Source organism: Candidatus Microbacterium phytovorans, assembly GCA_029202445.1.
Taxonomy (GTDB): Bacteria; Actinomycetota; Actinomycetes; order Actinomycetales; family Microbacteriaceae; genus Microbacterium; species Microbacterium phytovorans.
Genome location: CP119321.1, coordinates 220,664 through 238,782, shown reverse-complemented (window position 1 = coordinate 238,782; position 18,119 = coordinate 220,664). Strand labels below are relative to the sequence as shown.

Annotated in this window: 16 protein-coding genes; 4 read left to right on the top strand and 12 right to left on the bottom strand. The window is 69.4% G+C overall.

Going from position 1 to position 18,119, the window contains the following annotated elements:
* Positions 1-74 precede the first annotated feature (74 nt).
* From P0Y48_01060 to P0Y48_01045, 4 genes are all read right to left on the bottom strand, one after another.
* Positions 75-491: a hypothetical protein gene (locus P0Y48_01060; protein WEK13834.1), complete on the bottom strand. Its 417-nt coding sequence runs from the start codon at positions 489-491 to the stop codon at positions 75-77.
* An 80-nt stretch (positions 492-571) separates the two neighbouring features.
* Entirely contained in the window at positions 572-2,065 is a 1,494-nt protein-coding gene (locus P0Y48_01055; protein ID WEK13833.1) for a histidine kinase N-terminal domain-containing protein, read from the bottom strand.
* 9 nt (positions 2,066-2,074) lie between these two features.
* Complete coding sequence (locus P0Y48_01050) at positions 2,075-3,322, bottom strand: hypothetical protein (protein WEK13832.1); 1,248 nt, start codon at positions 3,320-3,322, stop codon at positions 2,075-2,077.
* Complete coding sequence (locus P0Y48_01045) at positions 3,319-3,945, bottom strand: SAF domain-containing protein (GenBank protein ID WEK13831.1); 627 nt, start codon at positions 3,943-3,945, stop codon at positions 3,319-3,321. The genes P0Y48_01050 and P0Y48_01045 overlap by 4 nt, the downstream gene beginning before the upstream one ends.
* A gap of 97 nt (positions 3,946-4,042) precedes the next feature.
* Between P0Y48_01045 and P0Y48_01040 the strand changes: the two genes are divergently transcribed.
* Entirely contained in the window at positions 4,043-4,321 is a 279-nt protein-coding gene (locus P0Y48_01040; protein WEK13830.1) for a helix-turn-helix domain-containing protein, read from the top strand.
* A gap of 51 nt (positions 4,322-4,372) precedes the next feature.
* Here P0Y48_01040 and P0Y48_01035 read toward each other — a convergent pair whose 3' ends face one another.
* The gene (locus tag P0Y48_01035; protein WEK13829.1) at positions 4,373-4,972 is read right to left on the bottom strand and encodes a hypothetical protein; all 600 of its coding nucleotides are present in this window, start codon (positions 4,970-4,972) and stop codon (positions 4,373-4,375) included.
* A gap of 126 nt (positions 4,973-5,098) precedes the next feature.
* Here P0Y48_01035 and P0Y48_01030 point away from each other — a divergent pair, with 126 nt between their 5' ends.
* On the top strand, positions 5,099-5,536 hold the full coding sequence (locus tag P0Y48_01030) for an Rv3235 family protein (protein WEK13828.1): 438 nt from the start codon (positions 5,099-5,101) through the stop codon (positions 5,534-5,536).
* Between the two features lie 3 nt (positions 5,537-5,539).
* Here the strand turns inward: P0Y48_01030 and P0Y48_01025 are convergent, their stop codons facing one another.
* On the bottom strand, positions 5,540-6,763 hold the full coding sequence (locus P0Y48_01025; protein ID WEK13827.1) for a pyridoxal phosphate-dependent aminotransferase: 1,224 nt from the start codon (positions 6,761-6,763) through the stop codon (positions 5,540-5,542).
* A gap of 75 nt (positions 6,764-6,838) precedes the next feature.
* Complete coding sequence (gene secA / locus P0Y48_01020) at positions 6,839-9,613, bottom strand: preprotein translocase subunit SecA (GenBank protein WEK13826.1); 2,775 nt, start codon at positions 9,611-9,613, stop codon at positions 6,839-6,841.
* A gap of 179 nt (positions 9,614-9,792) precedes the next feature.
* Here secA and P0Y48_01015 point away from each other — a divergent pair, with 179 nt between their 5' ends.
* A complete protein-coding gene (locus tag P0Y48_01015; protein ID WEK13825.1) occupies positions 9,793-11,130 on the top strand; it encodes a hypothetical protein in 1,338 nt (445 codons plus the stop codon).
* An 82-nt stretch (positions 11,131-11,212) separates the two neighbouring features.
* On the opposite strand, the gene raiA is transcribed toward P0Y48_01015, so the two are convergent.
* The 5 genes from raiA to mtrA form a co-directional block, all read right to left on the bottom strand.
* Entirely contained in the window at positions 11,213-11,875 is a 663-nt protein-coding gene (gene raiA, locus P0Y48_01010; protein ID WEK13824.1) for a ribosome-associated translation inhibitor RaiA, read from the bottom strand.
* A 68-nt stretch (positions 11,876-11,943) separates the two neighbouring features.
* A complete protein-coding gene (locus P0Y48_01005) occupies positions 11,944-12,657 on the bottom strand; it encodes a phosphoribosyltransferase family protein (protein ID WEK13823.1) in 714 nt (237 codons plus the stop codon).
* A gap of 100 nt (positions 12,658-12,757) precedes the next feature.
* Complete coding sequence (locus tag P0Y48_01000) at positions 12,758-14,476, bottom strand: LpqB family beta-propeller domain-containing protein (GenBank protein ID WEK13822.1); 1,719 nt, start codon at positions 14,474-14,476, stop codon at positions 12,758-12,760.
* The gene (gene mtrB / locus P0Y48_00995) at positions 14,473-16,155 is read right to left on the bottom strand and encodes an MtrAB system histidine kinase MtrB (GenBank protein ID WEK13821.1); all 1,683 of its coding nucleotides are present in this window, start codon (positions 16,153-16,155) and stop codon (positions 14,473-14,475) included. Before mtrB ends, P0Y48_01000 begins: the two co-directional genes overlap by 4 nt.
* 25 nt (positions 16,156-16,180) lie before the next feature.
* A complete protein-coding gene (gene mtrA, locus P0Y48_00990; protein ID WEK13820.1) occupies positions 16,181-16,861 on the bottom strand; it encodes an MtrAB system response regulator MtrA in 681 nt (226 codons plus the stop codon).
* Between the two features lie 242 nt (positions 16,862-17,103).
* On the opposite strand from mtrA, the gene aqpZ reads away from it, so the two are divergent.
* Positions 17,104-17,910, top strand: a complete 807-nt coding sequence (gene aqpZ, locus P0Y48_00985) for an aquaporin Z (protein ID WEK13819.1) — start codon at positions 17,104-17,106, stop codon at positions 17,908-17,910.
* Positions 17,911-18,119: the final 209 nt, after the last annotated feature.

The following is an 18,119-nucleotide window of genomic DNA, read 5'->3' as shown; positions in this document are numbered from 1 at the left end:
TCCAACGACCGTGAAGGCGACGAGCGTGATGCCCAGACACAACCCGCTCTTCCACGCGCGCGGTGCCTGGGTTGTCACCACGTGATGTCTCCCTGCCACCGAATGCTGCTCGGGTCGAATCCACCCTGCAACTCCCCCAGCATCTGCCCGGATAGCTTGTAGCGCCCGCTAGGGATGATCGTCGATCCCGACGACGAGGACCAATACGTCGTCTCTCCGGGAGTGTGGAAGAGCGCGCGGTCGGAGACCCGGACACCATCCCTATCCCGCATCCACAGACGGAAGTTGAACGCCGTCACCCGGTCGAGGTGCATGCGAGGTCGAGTGGTCGAGACGTGATCTCGAAAGGTCTGGTAGTTGACGACGTATCCACGCCCGTTCAGCTCACCCCAGACGTTGCCGAAGTAGCGGGCGTGCGCGGGGACGGCAAGGCTGAGGACGATGGCCGCGGTGAGGAGAACTGCTGCCAGCGGCTTCTTGATTGCTCTCATGTATGCATAAAAGCACGTTTCATGAAAGCCTAGTGCGAGTTATCCACAGCGTCGGGCGAAACGCCAAGCTGCGGACGCGGTCAGGCGCTGCGTCGGTCGATGTAGCGCAGGGGGATCTCGATGGTCACTTCGGTGCCCGAGCCCACGAGCGTGTGCCAGTCGATCGTCCCGCTGAGCTCGCCCTGGATCAGCGTGCGCACGATCTGGGTGCCGAGTCCGCGCCCGACCTGGCCTTCGGGGAGACCGACGCCGGTGTCGCGCACCCGGACGCCGAGTTGATCGTCGGTGCGCTGCGCGATGATCTCGACCTCGCCCTCCTGATCGGCGAGGCCGTGCTCGACCGCGTTCGTGACGAGTTCGGTCAGTGCGAGGGCGAGAGGCGTCGCATACTCGCTGGGGAGAGTGCCGAACTCCCCCGATTTCACCGTGCGCGCCCGCGTATTCGGCGATGCCGCGACCTCCGCGACGAGCTTGAGCACCCGGTTGAAGACGTCGTCGAAGTCGACGTTCTGGGCGAGCCCCTCCGACAGCGTGTCGTGCACGACGGCGATCGCCGAGACGCGACGCATGGCCTGCGTGAGAGCGTCGCGCGCCTCGTCGGAATGAGTGCGTCGCGACTGGATGCGCAGGAGGGAGGCGACGGTCTGGAGGTTGTTCTTGACGCGGTGGTGGATCTCGCGGATCGTCGCGTCTTTCGTGATGAGTTCCTGCTCCTGGTGCCGGATCTCGGTGACGTCGCGGCAGAGCACGATCGCACCGATGCGGGTGCCGTGGTCTTTCAGCGGGATCGTGCGCAGCGAGACGGTCACTCCGCGGGCCTCGATGTCCGCGCGCCACGGGGCACGCCCTGCCATCACGATCGGGAGCGATTCGTCGAACTGACGGGATGCCGGCAAGAGCGCCGTGGCCACCTCGATGAGGGGCTCGCCCTCGAGTTCGTCATCGAATCCGAGGCGATTGAACGCGGACAGGGCGTTCGGGCTCGCGAAGGTCGTGACCCCGTCGACGTCGATGCGGATGAGTCCGTCGGACGCACGAGGGGCTCCGCGGCGCGGTGACGTGGGTGCCGACAGGTCGGGGAAGTCGGCGGATGCCATCATGCCGAACAGTTCGTCGGCGCAGTCGTTGAAGGTGATCTGCTGCCGTGACGGCGTGCGCGCCTCCCCCAGGTTGGTGTGCCGCGTCAGGACGCCCACGACCGTGGCGGGCCGGTCGGCCGTCGCGTGCTCTCGCACGATCGGCACGGCACGAACCCGTGTCGGAGTCTCCTCGAACCAGTCGGGCGATGCCGAGTCGACGATCCGCAGCTGGGTGAAGGCGTCGCGGACCTGTGTGCGCCACTGCGGACGCACCCGGTCGCCGACGATGTCGCGATAGAACAGCGTGGCCGCGCCGGACGGACGGGTGTGGGCGACGGCGATGAACGAATCGTCGTCGGTGGGCACCCACACGACGATGTCGGCGAAGGCGAGGTCGGCCAGAAGCTGACCGTCGCCGGCGAGCCGGTGCAGCCACTCCACGTCCGCTTCGCTGGACCGGCCTTGGGCGTACACGAGATCGCTGAGCGTCGACACGTCTCCAGGCTACCGACCCGCCGCGCCCGCTGCGCGCCGTCGGCGGACGCGCGACGCACCGCTGCGCGGCCGCTCGGATGGCGCGGCAGGCTCGATGACCTCGCCGACGAAACGACGGATCGCCGCGGTGAGCGAGGATCGGCCTGCGGCCCTCAGGAGCGGCTGGGCCGCCACGAGTGCGGCGTCGACGGCGCGAGGGTCGAACGGGGCGAACGAGGCCCGTCCGACACCGAGATAGCGGTCGAGCGTACGGCGCACCTGGGCCTGTGGATCGATCCCCAACACGGTTCGCCGCGTCTTGTTCACCCAGACGTGAACGGGTGCGGATCCGGCGGCGCCGCGGAGATCGCCGTGAGCCCGCACGAACCGCGAGACGCCGATCGGATCTGCCGCGACCACCGCGACCACGGTGTCGGCGGCAGCAAGGGCACCGAGCGTCGCTCCGTTGCGCCGAGGACCATCGAGATCCGACACGATCTCCTCGTCGAGCTCCAAGGACGCCGAGACGTCGACGACGACGTCGTCGGCCCAGGTGCGGCACACCTCCAGCGCCGCACGCACCCGGTCGGCCGACAACTCGGGCCAGCGCGCGGGGCGGTTGATCCCGGGGAGCAACGACATCGCGCCGAGATCGACGGCGATCCGCTCGAGCTCTGCCACCGTCAGCGCACCGCGCTCCACCTGACGGCACGCCGCCGCGAACCCCGGCCCCTCGTCGGGCACCCCGAGGGCCAGTGCGACCGACGGGGCGTGGGAGTCGGCGTCGACGAGGAGCACCCGCCGCCCATCCCGCGCCAGCTCGGCGGCCAGTCCCACGGCGATCGTCGTGCGCCCCGGCGCGCCGGCCGGCCCCCACACCACGAGTACCCTGCCGCGGTGCGACCCGCTGTCAGACACGGTGAGACCCGGTTCGATCACCTCGTGCGCCGGTGCATCGGCATCCACCATGCGGAGTCCGAACCGTTCGGCGGCGCGACGATCGGCGGGGCGCGCGCAGCGCGCGACGATCCGCACCCCGAACCGGTCGCACGCCGCGACGAGCCCGCTCGTGAGCGCTCGCGGGTGGGGATCGATGATCAGGAGGTCGGCCGTCGACAATTCCGCCAGCAGCGCGGCCGCTCCGGCGTCGGATGCGGCATCGGCCACGGCGGCGGCCGGAGCGGATGCCGCGACCACCGCGCGCACGTCGGCCCCCTCGGCCCGGAGGTCGTCCGCCCACCGACGCGGATCGCCGGCGGCGGCCAGGATGACCCTCACGGTGCCGTACCGGTCGCCGGGACGACGGACAGTGCGGCGCCCTCCGCGATGGCGGCGAGGGCGTCAGCGAGGTCGGCGCGGTCGATCACCACCTCGACCGTCGTCTCCCCTCCTCCCATGACCGCATCGCCGCGATTCACCGACACGACCGTCGCGAGGGGAACGAGGACCGCGGGAGCATCGAAACGGCCTTGTTCGCGCGGAGACGCGGACCACACCTCGACCTCCGAGCCGGTCGACACCGCCGCCGGCACCTCCCCCGAACTGCGGAGGACGATGGTCGTCACACGCGCCGTCTCGGCCGGCCCGACGGCATCCCGCGGAATGAGGTCACCGCGCGGCAACGTGCGCGTCGCGACGGAGCCGGGGACGAGTTCACCGGGCGCCAGATAGCGTTCCGCGACCGCGCCCAGGCCGATGTCGACGGCTTCGAGGTCGGCGGCCGAGAGAACCTGGCCCGCCACGACCGTGCGCGTCGCCACGAGAGCGGGGGCCGTCTGCCGCGCCGTCGCGACAACGGCCCAGACGGCGGCTATCGACCCGATGACGAGGATGATCCCCAGGAGGAAGCGGGCGTCGGCCCAGAACGCGGGAGGCCGAGGACGGGAGTCGGTCATGGTCATCGACCCATCGTGGCGGCGACGTCGATCCGATGTCGCCGGTTCTCCACAGGACACCCGAACCATGGCGCGCGGCGCGAGGCGAGCGCATAATGGCGTCATGCCCGACGTCCCGCTCCCCGACGCGCGCCTGCTCACCGCCGCGCAGGCCGCGGAGATGCTCGCGGTCGACGTCGACGAGGTGGTCGCGCTGATCCTCGAGGGGCGCCTGCGGGGGACACGCGTGGGAACGCGTGCGCAGTGGCGCGTCGAGGCGGCAAGCGTCGACGACTACATCGAGGCGCAGACGGAGGAGGTGCGCCGGATGGCTCTCTGGCGCGAGTCGCAGGCAGCGAGCTTCCCCGAGCTGTGGGGACGCGGTTCGGCGCACGCCGACTGAAGCCGCCGTCGCTGTGCCGCTGTTCGGGCAGCGCACACGCGCGACGAGCGGCTACGGCACAGCGGCGCGACCGTCCGGCATGACGCTGAGGATCGCCGCGAAGCTGACGATCCGGTAGCCGGTGACGGCATCCCGTCGGCGCGGGGCACCGGCGTCGTGGAGTGCCAGGTCCAGATGGTCCGCGCCCGCACGGTCGATGGTTCCCGTGAGGAGCTTGCCGCCCGTGACGCGCAGGCTCACCGGCACGCGCTTGCGCGCCAGGTCGCGGAGAACATAGCCGAGGGTCATGCGCTGTCTCAGCGCCGACCCCTCGGCCGCGTCACGCGCCGACGCGACGACGGGGCCGGGCTCCACCCCGAGCGAGACGATGGCCGGTAGCGGGAGGATGACGGCGGCACCGCGTCGAAGCTCGCTGTCCAGCGCGAGCCAGTCCGCTCCCACCGCCTGCACGCGCCCCGTCACCACCGTGGCGTCGCTCAGCTCGACCGCCGCCAGAGTCTCCCCCGAGCGGGCGAGGGCGACGAGACGCTCACGCAGGAGGAGCCGCGACACCCGCAGCCGCTCCGCCTCCGAATCCAGAGCGGCCCGCTCGGCCTCCCATTCGGAGTCGAGTTGGTCTTCCAGGTCTTCGAAGAAGCGATCCCAGCGCACGCCCCGACAGTAGGACACGCAGCGTCGGCCCGCTTCAGCCGTCCACAACGTTGGAGATCTCTCATCCCGATGCTCTCCGAGCTGTGCTCTACTCGTGCCCACTCCCCCCTCGTGAGGAGGTCCGCTGTGTCCGTTGCATCCGGCGGAGCCCGCTCCGCGCCCCGCGCGGCCAGGGCTCTCGATGTGGCCGAGTATTTTGCCCCCCAGCGCACCCCTGCACAGCAGCTTCCCGACCCCGATCCGCTGGTACGCAACCTGACGATCGGCGTCATGGAGGTGCTGGCGGGAGTGCGCGAGGTCGATCAGCTCGCCCGCTGGCTCGGCGAGGATGCCTTTCGCGCGCTGGTCGCTCGCGCGAATCTGTCCGCGCGCGCCCGCAGTGCGCGGGGTGTTCCGGCCGCGCGGCCCGTGCATCGAATCCTCAGCACCCGGCATTCTGTACCGGCAGATGGCGTCGTGGAGGCGGTCGCTATCGTCGCCGGCCCGCGGCGCACGCGTGCGATCGCCGTGCGCCTCGAGGGATGGGACGGACGGTGGCGGGCGACATCGCTCGCGCTCCTGTGACGGCTACTGCCGATACGACGACAGGAAGTTGCCGAGCCGCTCCACGGCTTCCGAGAGCACGCGCGCTTCCGGAAGGGTGACGATGCGGAGGTGATCGGGAGTCGGCCAGTTGAAGCCGGTCCCCTGCACCAGCAGCACGTGCTCAGCCACGAGGAAGTCGTAGACGAACTTGGCGTCGTCGCGGATCTCGTAGACCTCGGGGTCGAGGCGTGGGAATGCGTACAGTGCCCCCTGCGGCTTCAGGCAGGTGACACCCGGGATGCGCGTCAGACCCTCCCACGCCGCGTCTCGCTGCTCGTGAAGGCGGCCGGACGGGCCGATGAGCGCATCGATCGACTGCACCCCGGAGAGCGCCGCCTGGACGGCGTGCTGCGCAGGGACGTTCGGGCACAGGCGTGTGGAGGCGAGGAGCTGGATGCCTTCGAGGAAACCCGCGGCGTGCCGCTTGGGACCGGTGATGACCATCCATCCCGAACGGTACCCGGCCACGCGATACGTCTTGGACAGACCGTTGAACGTCAGGCACAGCAGATCGGGCGCGAGCGTCGCCAGCGGAATGTGGACGGCGTCGTCGAAGAGAATGCGATCGTAGATCTCATCGCTCAGAAGCAGGAGCTCGTGCTCTCGCGCGATCTCCACGATTCCCTCGAGAACCTCGCGCGTGTAGACGGCTCCCGTCGGATTGTTCGGGTTGATCACGACGATCGCCTTCGTGCGCGGCGTGATCTTCTCGCGGATGTCGTCGAGATCGGGCTGCCAGCCGTTCTCGTTGTCGCATCGGTAGTGCACCGGGGTACCGCCCGCAAGGCTCGTCATGGCCGTCCACAGCGGATAGTCGGGCGCGGGGATGAGAACCTCGTCACCTTCGTCCAAGAGCGCCTGCATCGTCATCGTGATGAGCTCGGAGACGCCGTTGCCCAGGTAGACGTGGTCGGGGTCGAAAGGCGGGAAGTCGGGCACCTGCTCGTAGCGCGACACGATCGCCCGCCGTGCCGACATGATGCCTCGGCTGTCGCTGTAGCCGTGGGCCTGCGGGATCGCCTCGATCATGTCCCGCACGATCTGATACGGGGCCTCGAAGCCGAACACGGCCGGATTGCCCGTGTTGAGCTTCAGGATGGTGTGGCCGTCTGCTTCCAGGCGATCGGCCTCGACGAGTGCTGCCCCGCGGATCTCGTACAGGACGTCCTTGAGCTTCGACGATTGATCCAGGATGCGGGGACTCATCGGATCAGGATATCGCCGCCCCGACGGTGCCAATCGACGAGCCGTGGCCTCCGCTCGGGCCCCGCTCCACCCGGACTACTTCTTCTTGTCGGCGGCGCGGCGCTCTGCCCGGTTGAGCGGAGCGGATGCCGGGGCGTCGGTGCGCTGACCGAACGCGCCGCGCGGCGCCTCCTCTGCCGGCGCGGCCTGCGCGGCCGCTTGGCGCACCTTGTTGGTGGCCGCCTGCTGCACCTGACCGCGATCGTTGCGGACCTCCACCTCGCCGGCGTCGTTCGCCGCCGTGTACTGGAGCTTCTGCGCTTCGACGGGAGGAGCGGCGAGACCCTTGGCCTCCACACCCTCGCCCGCCTGGCGGACCTCCACCTCGAGGTTGTAGAGGAACCCGACGGACTCCTCCTTGATCTGCGCCATCATCGACTGGAACATCTGGTAGCCCTCGCGCTGATACTCGATCAGCGGGTCGCGCTGCGCCATGGCGCGCAGACCGATGCCGTCCTTGAGATAGTCCATCTCGTAGAGGTGGTCACGCCAGCGGCGGTCGAGGACCTGCAGCACGACCCGACGCTCGAGCTCACGCGTCGCCGCGGCGCCGAGAGTCTCCTCGCGCTTCTGGTACGCGATCTTCGCGTCGGAGAGGATCTCGCGCTTGAGTACCTCGGGGGTGACGCGGCCCTTCGCGCCGCTCTCGGCGACGACCTCGTCGATCGTGACTCCGACCGGGTACAGGGTCTTCAACTCGGTCCAGAGCGCGTCGAAGTCCCAACTCTCGTTGTGTCCGCTGCCCGTGTGATCGTCGATGACGGCGCTGATGGCATCCTCGATGAAGTGGTGCACGCGGTCCGAGAGATCGTCGCCTTCGAGCATGTGACGCCGGTCGGCGTAGATCGCCTCACGCTGGCGGTTGAGGACGTCGTCGTACTTGAGGACGTTCTTGCGGATCTCGGCGTTGCGCGCCTCGACCTGCGACTGGGCGCTCTTGATCGCACGCGAGACCATGGTCGACTCGATCGCGACGTCGTCGGGGAAGTTCGTTCGCGCGAGGATCGCCTCGGCGGCTCCCGACTGGAACAGACGCATGAGGTCGTCGGTGAGGGACAGGTAGAAGCGGCTCTCGCCGGGGTCGCCCTGTCGACCCGAACGTCCGCGCAGCTGGTTGTCGATACGCCGGGATTCGTGCCGCTCGGTGCCGAGCACGTAGAGCCCGCCGGCCTCGACGACCTTGGCGCCCTCTTCGGCGACGGTATCGCGCATCGCCGTGTACACCTCGTCCCAGGCGGCCTCGTACTCCTCGGGGTTCTCCTCGGGGTCGAGCCCGCGAGCGCGCATCTCCTGCACGGCGAGGAACTCGGCGTTGCCGCCGAGCATGATGTCGGTACCACGGCCGGCCATGTTGGTGGCGACCGTGACGGCGCCGAGGCGACCGGCGCGCGCGACGATCTCCGCCTCGCGTGCGTGGTTCTTGGCGTTCAGGACCTCGTGCTTGACGCCCTTCTTCGCGAGCAGGCGCGACAGGTACTCGCTCTTCTCGACGCTCACCGTGCCCACGAGCACCGGCTGGCCGCTCTCGTGACGTTGAGCGATGTCCTCGACGACCTGTGTGAACTTGGCCTGCTCGTTCTTGTAGACCAGGTCCGACTGGTCCTTGCGGATCATCGGCTTGTTCGTCGGGATCGGCACGACGCCCAGCTTGTACGTCGACATGAACTCGGCGGCCTCGGTCTCGGCCGTACCGGTCATACCGGCGAGCTTGTCGTACAGGCGGAAGTAGTTCTGCAGCGTGACCGTGGCGAGCGTCTGGTTCTCCGCCTTGACGGGGACGGCTTCCTTCGCCTCGATGGCCTGGTGGATGCCCTCGTTGTAGCGGCGACCGACGAGGATGCGCCCCGTGTGCTCGTCGACGATCATGACCTCGTCGTTCATGACGACGTAGTCGGTGTCGCGCTTGAAGAGAGCGAGGGCCTTGATCGAGTTGTTCAGGAACGAGATGAGGGGCGTGTTCGCCGACTCGTACAGGTTGTCGATGCCGAGGTAGTCCTCGACCTTCTCGATGCCCGGTTCCAGGACGCCGATCGTCCGCTTCTTCTCGTCGACCTCGTAGTCGACACCGGCCTCCAGGGTCTTGGCGATCTTCGCGAACTCCACGAACCACCGGTTGGCCTCGCCTGAGGACGGTCCGGAGATGATGAGGGGCGTGCGCGCCTCGTCGATGAGGATCGAGTCCACCTCGTCGACGATCGCGAAGAAGTGTCCGCGCTGCACGAGGTCGTCCTTGCGCCACGCCATGTTGTCACGGAGGTAGTCGAAGCCGAACTCGTTGTTCGTGCCGTAGGTGATGTCGGCGTTGTACTGCTCGCGACGCACCTCGGGCGTCTGGCCGGCGATGATCGTGCCCGTCGTCATGCCCAGGGCGCGGTAGACGCGGCCCATGAGTTCGGACTGGTACGACGCGAGGAAGTCGTTGACGGTGATGACGTGGACGCCCTTGCCCGCGATGGCGTTGAGGTAGACGGCGAACGTGGCGGTCAGGGTCTTGCCCTCACCGGTCTTCATCTCGGCGATATTGCCGAGGTGGAGCGCCGCCCCACCCATGATCTGCACGTCGTACGGACGCTGGCCGAGCGTGCGCTTGGCCGCCTCCCGCACCGCGGCGAAGGCCTCGGGCATGAGCTTGTCGAGCGTCTCGCCCGCCTCGTGGCGCGCACGGAGCTCGGCGGTCTCGCTGCGCAGTTCCTCGTCGGTCAGCTGGGCGTAATCCTCTTCGAGGGCGCCGACGGCCTTCACGACCTGCTGGAGCCGCCGCAGGATGCGTCCTTCACCGGCACGGAGCAGTTTCTCGAGAGGGTTGGCCACGGAGGTTCTCCATCTTTCGGGTGCGGGTGGCGCGGGATGCCACCGGTGTCGCGCGCCCATGCGCACAGCACAACACCCCATGTTATGCGGTTGTGACCTTGATACGGGCTGTACGTGCCGTGCCAGAGAGCACGGCAAGCGCTCAGTCTCGCCCTTCACGGGAGTCCTAGGATCGATTCATGGCCGGAATCTGGGGCAACCGCAAGAAGGAACGCGAAGCGCAGGCGGCGCAGGATGCCGAGCTCACACGACGCGCCGGCACCGCTCTCGTCGAGGCCGACGAGCGCATCCGCACCACGAGCGACGAGCTGGTCTACGCCGAGGCGGAGCTGGGCACCGATGCGACCCGTGACCTTCGCGACGCGCTCACGGCGGTCCGACAGCACTTGGCCGAGGCCTTCCACCTCCACCAGCTGAACCACGACGAGATCCCCGACACTTCGGAAGAGCTGCAGTCCCGCGGCGCCCGCATCCTTCAGCTGTGCGAGTGGGCGCAGGAACTGCTCGACGACCGCACTGCGGCCTTGGCAGCGCCGATCGAGCGCGCTCGGCGCGCGCCGGAGATCATCGACGGCATCCGCCGCGACGTCGAACGGCTCACCGCTCGCCTGCCGCAGGTGAAGATCACGATCGATCGCCTCGCATCGCGGTACTCTGCCGACGCGCTCCGGAAGGTCGCGGGAAATCACGCCGAGGCGTCGCAGCTGCTCGAGTTCGCCGCCCACGGGGCGGACATCTCGGAGCGTCGACGTGAGTCCGGCCAGCGCGAACAGGCGAACCTCGCGCTGGAGACGGCGATCGAGGCCGTCCGGCGGGCGACGACGCTCATCGAGGCCGTCGACGGATACGAGGTCGAGGCGCTGCGGGCCGAGTCCACCCTCGACGCGATCGTGCTCGACTCCCGTGAAGACCTCGCCGCCGCGAAAGACATCGCCAACGTTCCGGCGGTCGCGACGGCGATGACGGTGCTGGAGAAGGAGCTCGGTGCGCTGGCTCCCGCGGGCACGCCCACCGACCCGTTCGCGGAGCTGACGAGGCTGCGCGAAGCCAACGCGGCACTCGACACGATCGTGGCGAAGACACGCGAACGCGCCGCACGACCGGTCGTGCCCGAGACCCACGTGTGGCACGCGATCGACGACGCCGACCGCCAGCTCGGGGTTGCGAGAAGCGTCATCTCCGGGCACCGGGGCTGGATCGGCGCGGATGCGCGCACCCGTCTGGCCGAGGCGGAGCGCATCAGGCTGGACCTGCGGTGGGCTCCCGGCATCGCCGTGCCCGAGGACGACCGCGATCAGGCTATGGCCGACGCGCGTCGCTGCGGGCAGCTGGCATCCGAGGCGCTCCAGCTCGCGCAGCGCGACATCGACTCGTCCCGCCCTCAGGGTCCCGGCGGCGGCTGGGGCGGCGGTGGCGGCGGCTGGGGCGGCGGAAACCGCGGAGGCGGCGGCGATGTCATGGGCGGCATCCTCGGAGGTCTCGTGATCGGGAGCATCCTCGACGGCATCTTCGACTGACCCTCCCGCGCGAGGGTCACTCCGATCGTGAACGCAGAAGAGGGGATGCCGGTCGGCATCCCCTCTTCTCGTGCTCCTGTCGTCAGGACGCGAGTTCTTGCGCCGGCGGCGCTGAGGCCGTCAGCGAGATGACGCCGTAGTCCCAGCCCTTGCGGCGGTACACGACGCTCGGGTGATCCGTGCGAGCGTCGATGAAGAGGAAGAAGTCGTGGCCGACGAGTTCCATGCGGTCGACCGCCTCTTCCACCGTCATCCACTCGGCGTCGAAGTTCTTCGTGCGAATGACGACCGGGGTGTAGTCCGCCTCGTCCTCGTCGCTCGCGACGACGGGGATCTCACCCGTCGCGACGGCCCGAAGGACCTCGACCGAGGCGGGCTGCACGTCGATGCCTTCGAGGGCGCCGCTGCCTTTCTCGAACTTCGCCCCGCGCGGGTGATTGCGCGCGTCGACACGCTTGTCCTTCGCGCGCCGCAGCTGCTCGGCGAGCTTGTCGACGGCGAGGTCGAGGGCGACGAACTTGTCGCCGTCGGTCGCCTCCGCCCGGACGACGGGACCCTTGCCGGTGACGGTCAGCTCGACGGTCTCCTCTTCGCGGCCCCCGTTGTGGTACGCGCGATGAGTGACCTTGACGTCCATGCGCAGTGCGCGCGGAGCGAGGTTCTCGATGCGGCTGGACTTCTCTTCGGTGACCGTACGGAATCGATCGCTGATTCCCACTCCGACACCGACGATGCTCGTTTCCATCCGTGACCTCCTTGTTCCGGTTCCACCCGGTCAAGGGCGGAACCTGGGTTCGCCTTGTCCCCACCACGCTATCCGTGGACGTCGCCGATGTCACGTATGGATCGCTGATGCGGCAGCACAGCGCCGGCCGAGAGCTCACGGGCGAGTCGGCGCCGAGGGGTCGCGGCGACGGCGACGCCGCCGACGACGTCCGCGCCCGCCTCCCGCAGCGCCCTCACCGCCTCGGCGAGGGTCGCGCCGGTCGTCACCACGTCGTCGACGACGACCACGCGCTGCCCCGCTGCCGGACCGCGAGCGCGGAAGGCGCCGATCACGTTCTCCGCGCGGGCACGGCGATCGAGACCGCGCTGATCGGAGGTGGCACGCGCGGGCGAGAGCAGCCGCAGGGGCCTCCGGCCGGCACCCCGCACGATGAGCTCGACCGGCGCGTACCCGCGGCGCCGCATCGCCGCCCGCGACGACGGCACCGGCACCACGGCCGCGTCGATCGGGAGGTGCCGCCGCAGCGCGGCTCCGAGCGGTGCGGCCAGCCCCGTGCGCCCCTCCTCCTTCAGCGCACGGATCACACGCGCGGTGACACCGTCGAACTCGTACGCCGCGACCACCGTGACGCCCGCGTCGAGCGCGGCCACCGGCACCGTCGCCCGCCCGTCAGCGACGAGCGCTTCGCGACACCCGTCACAAAGGGCACGATCGGGACGGTCGCAGCCCGCGCACCACACCGGGAACAGCAGGGCGAGAGCATCGAGAGCGGCGTCGCGGACCGCGGGAGGAAGGGGCATCGCGCCAGGATGGCTCCCCGACCGTCGTTGTAGCGCTCGGCCACCCCCGAACGGGGAGAAGTCGTCACGGGAGGCTCCTGGGGAGGACGCCCGGTGAAGGTCAGCCCGGCATCCCCTTCTGGACGACGAGGACCGAGATCTCGGATGCCATGGGAGTCCACGTCGCGCCGCGCTGCCCGTAGAGCTCGCCGTCGGCGTCGAGTACGCGCACCGAGCCGGGCTCGTTGCCACCCGCGAGGGAGACGGCCCTCTCGGGGGCGCGCGTGGACGTGGCGGGACCGCCGACGGGCTGCTGGACGACGGTGCGGCCCCCCTCGGAGTCCGCGAGGACCGCCAGCGTCGAGCCGTCCAGCCAGGTGAGGTCGCGGCCGCTACCGGGCAGCTCCCCCAGCGTCGTGGGCTCGCCGAGCCGCACGGGGGCACCGGACTCGTCACGGACGATGCCGGAGACCACCACACTCGACACGGCGCCGTTGCGGACGAGCGCCGCGAGACGGGTGCCGTCTCGCGAGACACGGATCGCATCGACCCGGCTCACCCCCGGCCACGCGTCGGCCACGTCGTAGGTGCTCCCGTCCGCGCCGACCGCGAGGAGCGCTGCCGGGTCGTCGGCAGGCACCGAGAAGATGTGCCCCGTCGTGTTCACCGAGGGTGCCACGAGTCCCGGTCGGGTGTCCACGGTCTCCCACCGCGAATCGGCGAGCACGCGGCGCACCTCGCCCTGCGCGGTGCGGACGGCCGCGATCGCGCGGTCGGCGTCGATCTCGACGGCATCCGGATCGACGTCCTGGAGCGCCTGCGAAAAGCTCGCCAGCGGGTCGATCTCGGAACCCGAGAGGAAACCGAGCGACGAACCGCTCATGACCAGCGTGCGCGCCTCGATGCGCGTGCTGCGCACCGCCACCGGCGACGCGTCCAGCGGTTGCCCGTCGACGAGCATGTCGACATCCCGCACCCCCGCCGTTCCCAGACTCTGCTGGAACTGCGTCTGCATACGGTCGAGGGTGAGCTGGTCGAGATCGCGCGCGGGCGGACGCAGCGACACCTCCGCGGTCTGTGCCCGCACCGGCACGAACGGGCCGCTGAGGCCGGCGCTCTCCGTGAAGGCCGTCGCCACCGAGTCCGCGAGCCACGGCACGGGCCCCGCGACGAGCGCTTCCGCGATACGCACCGGCGCGTACTCGACCGTGAACCACCGCTGATCGGGAAGAAGGTAGGTCCACGTCGGGTCGAAGTACATGAGCGAGTAGCTGCGGTAGACCGAGCCGAAGCGATTGCGATCCAGCAGGATGCCGTCGGGGGCCTCGCTGATGCGCCACTCTCCGTCGACCTGCGCGAGCCGATAGTTCAGGCTGATGGCCTGTCCCGAGCCGGGCGTGTACGCGCCGACATCGTCGACGGACGCCTCCTGCATGACCGAGACGGTCACCTCGGCGACACCCGCGACCACGTCACCGTTCTCGCCGTCCTCGCTCGCCTCGCCTCCGTTCTGCGTCGCGCTGCGCTGGCCAGGGGTGTAGACGGTGACGCCGGCGTTCGGATTCCAGTCGCTGTCGGGCGTGAGGAACATCCGCGCCGTCCCCCAGTCGTTGCGGGGGCCCGTTCCGGCGTCGATGAACCCCTCGACCACCTGTTGAGGCGTCATACCCGCGACCGGCTCTTCGGGGTTGAACGAGACTTCGGGGTCCTCCCCCGCCTCGGCGACCACCCGACCGAGCTTCACCGGCCCGCTCACCGGCAGGCCGGCGCACGCGGTGAGGGCCAAGGCGATGAGCCCGGCGAGGGCGACGGTCGCCGTGCTGCGGAACCGGAGACTCACGACGCACCTCCCCGCCCGAGCGACGGGATCTCGATCGGCTGGGTGAGACCCAGGTCTTCCAGCGGCGCACCATCGTCGCCGGGGTCGGCCGGCAGCGGGGACGACGATCCGATACGGGCACCCCCGCGGGGAAGCGTGAGCACGAAGTTCGTCCCGCGGCCGAGCTCCGACCACACCGCGAGGGTGCCGCCGTGAAGGCGGGCGTCGCCGAGTGCGATGGAGAGCCCCAGGCCGGTGCCGCCGATGGTGCGCTTACGCGACGGGTCGGCGCGCCAGAAGCGGTCGAAGACGCGCTCCACTTCCTCCGGTCGCATGCCGAGCCCGAAATCGCGCACCCCGACCGCCACGGATCGCTGGTCGCTGTCGACGGTCACCACGATCGGCCTGCCCTCCCCGTGTTCGATCGCGTTGCCGAGCAGATTGCGCACGATCCTTCGCACGCGCCGCGGATCCATGTCGACGGGCGAGTAGCCGCCGGGCGCGACGAGGCGCACGTCGGTGCCGTGCTGATCGGCGAGCTGCTGCATCGAGGCGATCACGTCTTCGGCGAGGTGTGCGAGCGATGTCGGCTCGGTCTCCAGTTGCACCGACCCGGCGTCATAGCGACTGATCTCCAGCAGGTCGGTGAGGAGCGTCTCGAAGCGCTGGACCTGGGCGTGCAACAGCTCCGCCGCGCGCGCGGTCGTGGGATCGAAGTCGGTGCGTTGATCGTTCAGCATGTCGGATGCCAGGCGGATCGTCGTCAAGGGTGTGCGCAGCTCGTGCGAGACATCGGAGACGAACCGCTGCTGCACGAGGGACAGATCCGCGAGCTCCTGGATCTGACTCTCGATGCTGTCGGCCATCGCGTTGAACGAGCGGCCGAGGGTGGCGAACTCGTCCTCGCCTCGCACGGGCAACCGCACCTTCAGGTCTCCGGCGGCGAGCTTCGCGCTCGTCTCGGCCGCCTGGCCGATCGGCACCGTGACCGAGCGCAGGACGAACCACGAGATGGTGCCGATCAGGACGACGAGGACCAGACCGACGCCCCACAGGGTGACCTGCACGAATCGGAGGGTGGCCGCCTCGGACCCCAGGTCGTACGCGAAGTACAGCTCGTAGGCACCGGCCTCCGGTAGGAGGAGTTGCTGACCGACGACGACGCCCGGCACGGTTCCGCCGTCATCGGACGGAAGGCCGATCGACTGCCAGTACTGGTGGTCGGGATCGGCGGCCACGGCCGACCGGAGATCCTCGGAGAGCAGCGTGGCGCGGAGCCCACCGACCTCGACGTCCTGCGGCGCGACGACCGACGGCGCGGAGTCGACTCTCAGGAGGGCGTAGCGGTCGGTCGCCGCCTGGCGGAACTGCGTGTTCTGCACTTCGCTCATGACGCTCTGGAGAGCGACGGCGTTGCCCTCGATCGACGCGGAGTCCAGCGCCGTCTGGGCCGCCAGAGTGGCTTGCTGGGCCGCCGCCTCCACCTGTCGCACACGCGACTCGAAGAGGTCGTTCTGAATGGCCAGCGCCATCCAGACGAGTGCCACGAGGATCGTGAGCGCCGTGAGGCCCAGCGTCACGGCGAGCGTCCGGAAGCGCAGCGAGCGACGCCACGCGTGGGTGAGAGTGTCGGGCCAGTCCCGCCACTCGCGCCACGTCGGCAGCGACGCCGTACGCACCGGTCCCGTCGTTGACGTCACGTTCCCTGCACCGTCGCTCGTCGCGCTAGAGCGCTGCCCCGGCGCGATAGCCGACACCGCGCACGGTCATGACGATCCGCGGGTTGTCGGGGTCGATCTCGACCTTGGCGCGCAGCCGCTGCACGTGCACATTGACCAGGCGCGTATCGGCCTTGTAGTGGTAGCCCCACACCTGTTCGAGGAGCGCCTCTCGGGAGAAGACCTGCTGCGGCTTCGACGCCAGGGCGACGAGCAGTTCGAACTCGAGCGGCGTCAGGGCGATGACATCGTCACCACGGCGCACTTCATGCGCGGCGACATCGACGGAGAGATCGCCGATGCGGAGCACTTCGGCGGGAGAGGCCGAGGCCGGACGGAGGCGCGTGCGGATACGCGCGACGAGCTCCTTCGGGTTGAACGGCTTGACGATGTAGTCGTCGGCGCCGGACTCCAGTCCGCGTACGACGTCGGCGGTGTCGGTGCGCGCCGTCAGCATGATGATCGGGACACCGGACTCGGCACGGATCCGCGTGCACACCTCGATGCCGTCCATGCCCGGGAGCATGAGATCCAGCAGCACCAGCTCGGGTCGCTCCTGCCGCCACACCTCGACGGCCGCGGCACCGTCGGCACAGAACACGGGCTCGAACCCCTCGGTGCGCAGGACGATGCCGATCATCTCTGCCAGTGCGGTGTCGTCATCGACGACCAGGATGCGGGAAGCCATCTGACCCATTCGTCCATCGGGTACGGCGGATGCCGTGGCGCACCGGGTGAAGCGCGCTGTGTGACACAGTATCGGACGCATCCGATGCCCGCCTGTGGACGCGGTTCCCACCGGATCGATACCGCGTCCCGTGAGGACTCGCGACGTCATTCGTCGTCAATATGTCGCCCCTTTCTGTGCAAGAGCCGGTAACGGCGGCAGAATCACTCACAGCAGGACGCTCACCGAACAAAGGAACACTGATGAGCCCCGATCCGATCCCGGACAATCCCGTCACTCCCACGCCTCTCGATCACACGCCGGCGCCGTCCGGCCCCACGACCGGCATCAAGCTGCTGGCCGAGGCCGCCGGCACCTTCCTCCTCGTCTTCGGCTCCATCGGGGCCGCGCTCTTCGCCGCAGACTTCGGCGTCGGAGGCAACGGCACGCCGCTCGGCATCGGCTTCGTCGGCGTCGCCTTCGCGTTCGGTCTGACAGTGATCGCGGGCGCGTACGCGTGGGGACCCATCTCGGGCGGACACTTCAACCCCGCCGTCACGCTGGGGCTGGCTGCGGCCGGCCGCTTCCCGTGGCGCGACAGCATCGGCTACATCGTCGCCCAGGTGGTCGGCGGCGCGATCGGCACGAGCCTGATCGTGCTGATCGGCCTCTTCGGCCCCGACGGCTGGCTGTCCGACGCCCAGTCCGGCGGCTTCGCGAGCAACGGCTTCGGAGAGCACTCCCCCGGCGGGTTCGGTCTCGGCGCCGCCATCACGGCGGAGATCCTCTTCACGGGCATCTTCGTGCTGGTGATCCTCGGAGTCACGCACGCAACGCGCGGCACGAAACTCGCCGGCCTCGTGATCGGTCTGACGCTCACCCTCATCCACCTGGCATCCATCCCGATCGACAACACCTCGGTCAACCCGGCGCGGTCGATCGCCACCGCGATCTACGGCGGCGGCGACGCCCTGCTGCAGCTGTGGGTGTTCCTCGTGTTCCCCATCGTCGGCGCTCTGATCGCCGGCTTCGCGCATCGCGCGTTGTTCGACGGCAAGGCCGCCGGCTGACCGCACGTTTCGTCTCGTCGCTGCGCTCCTCGCTCAACGCCCGGAGGCGGAACCCCACCCGGTCGTCGAGCGAGCGCAGCGAGACGAAACGCCCGGAGAAGGAACCCCACCCGGTCGTCGAGCGAGCGCAGCGAGACGAAACGCCCGGACAAGGAACCCCACCCGGTCGTTGAGCGAGCGCAGCGAGACGAAACGCCCGGAGGCGGAAG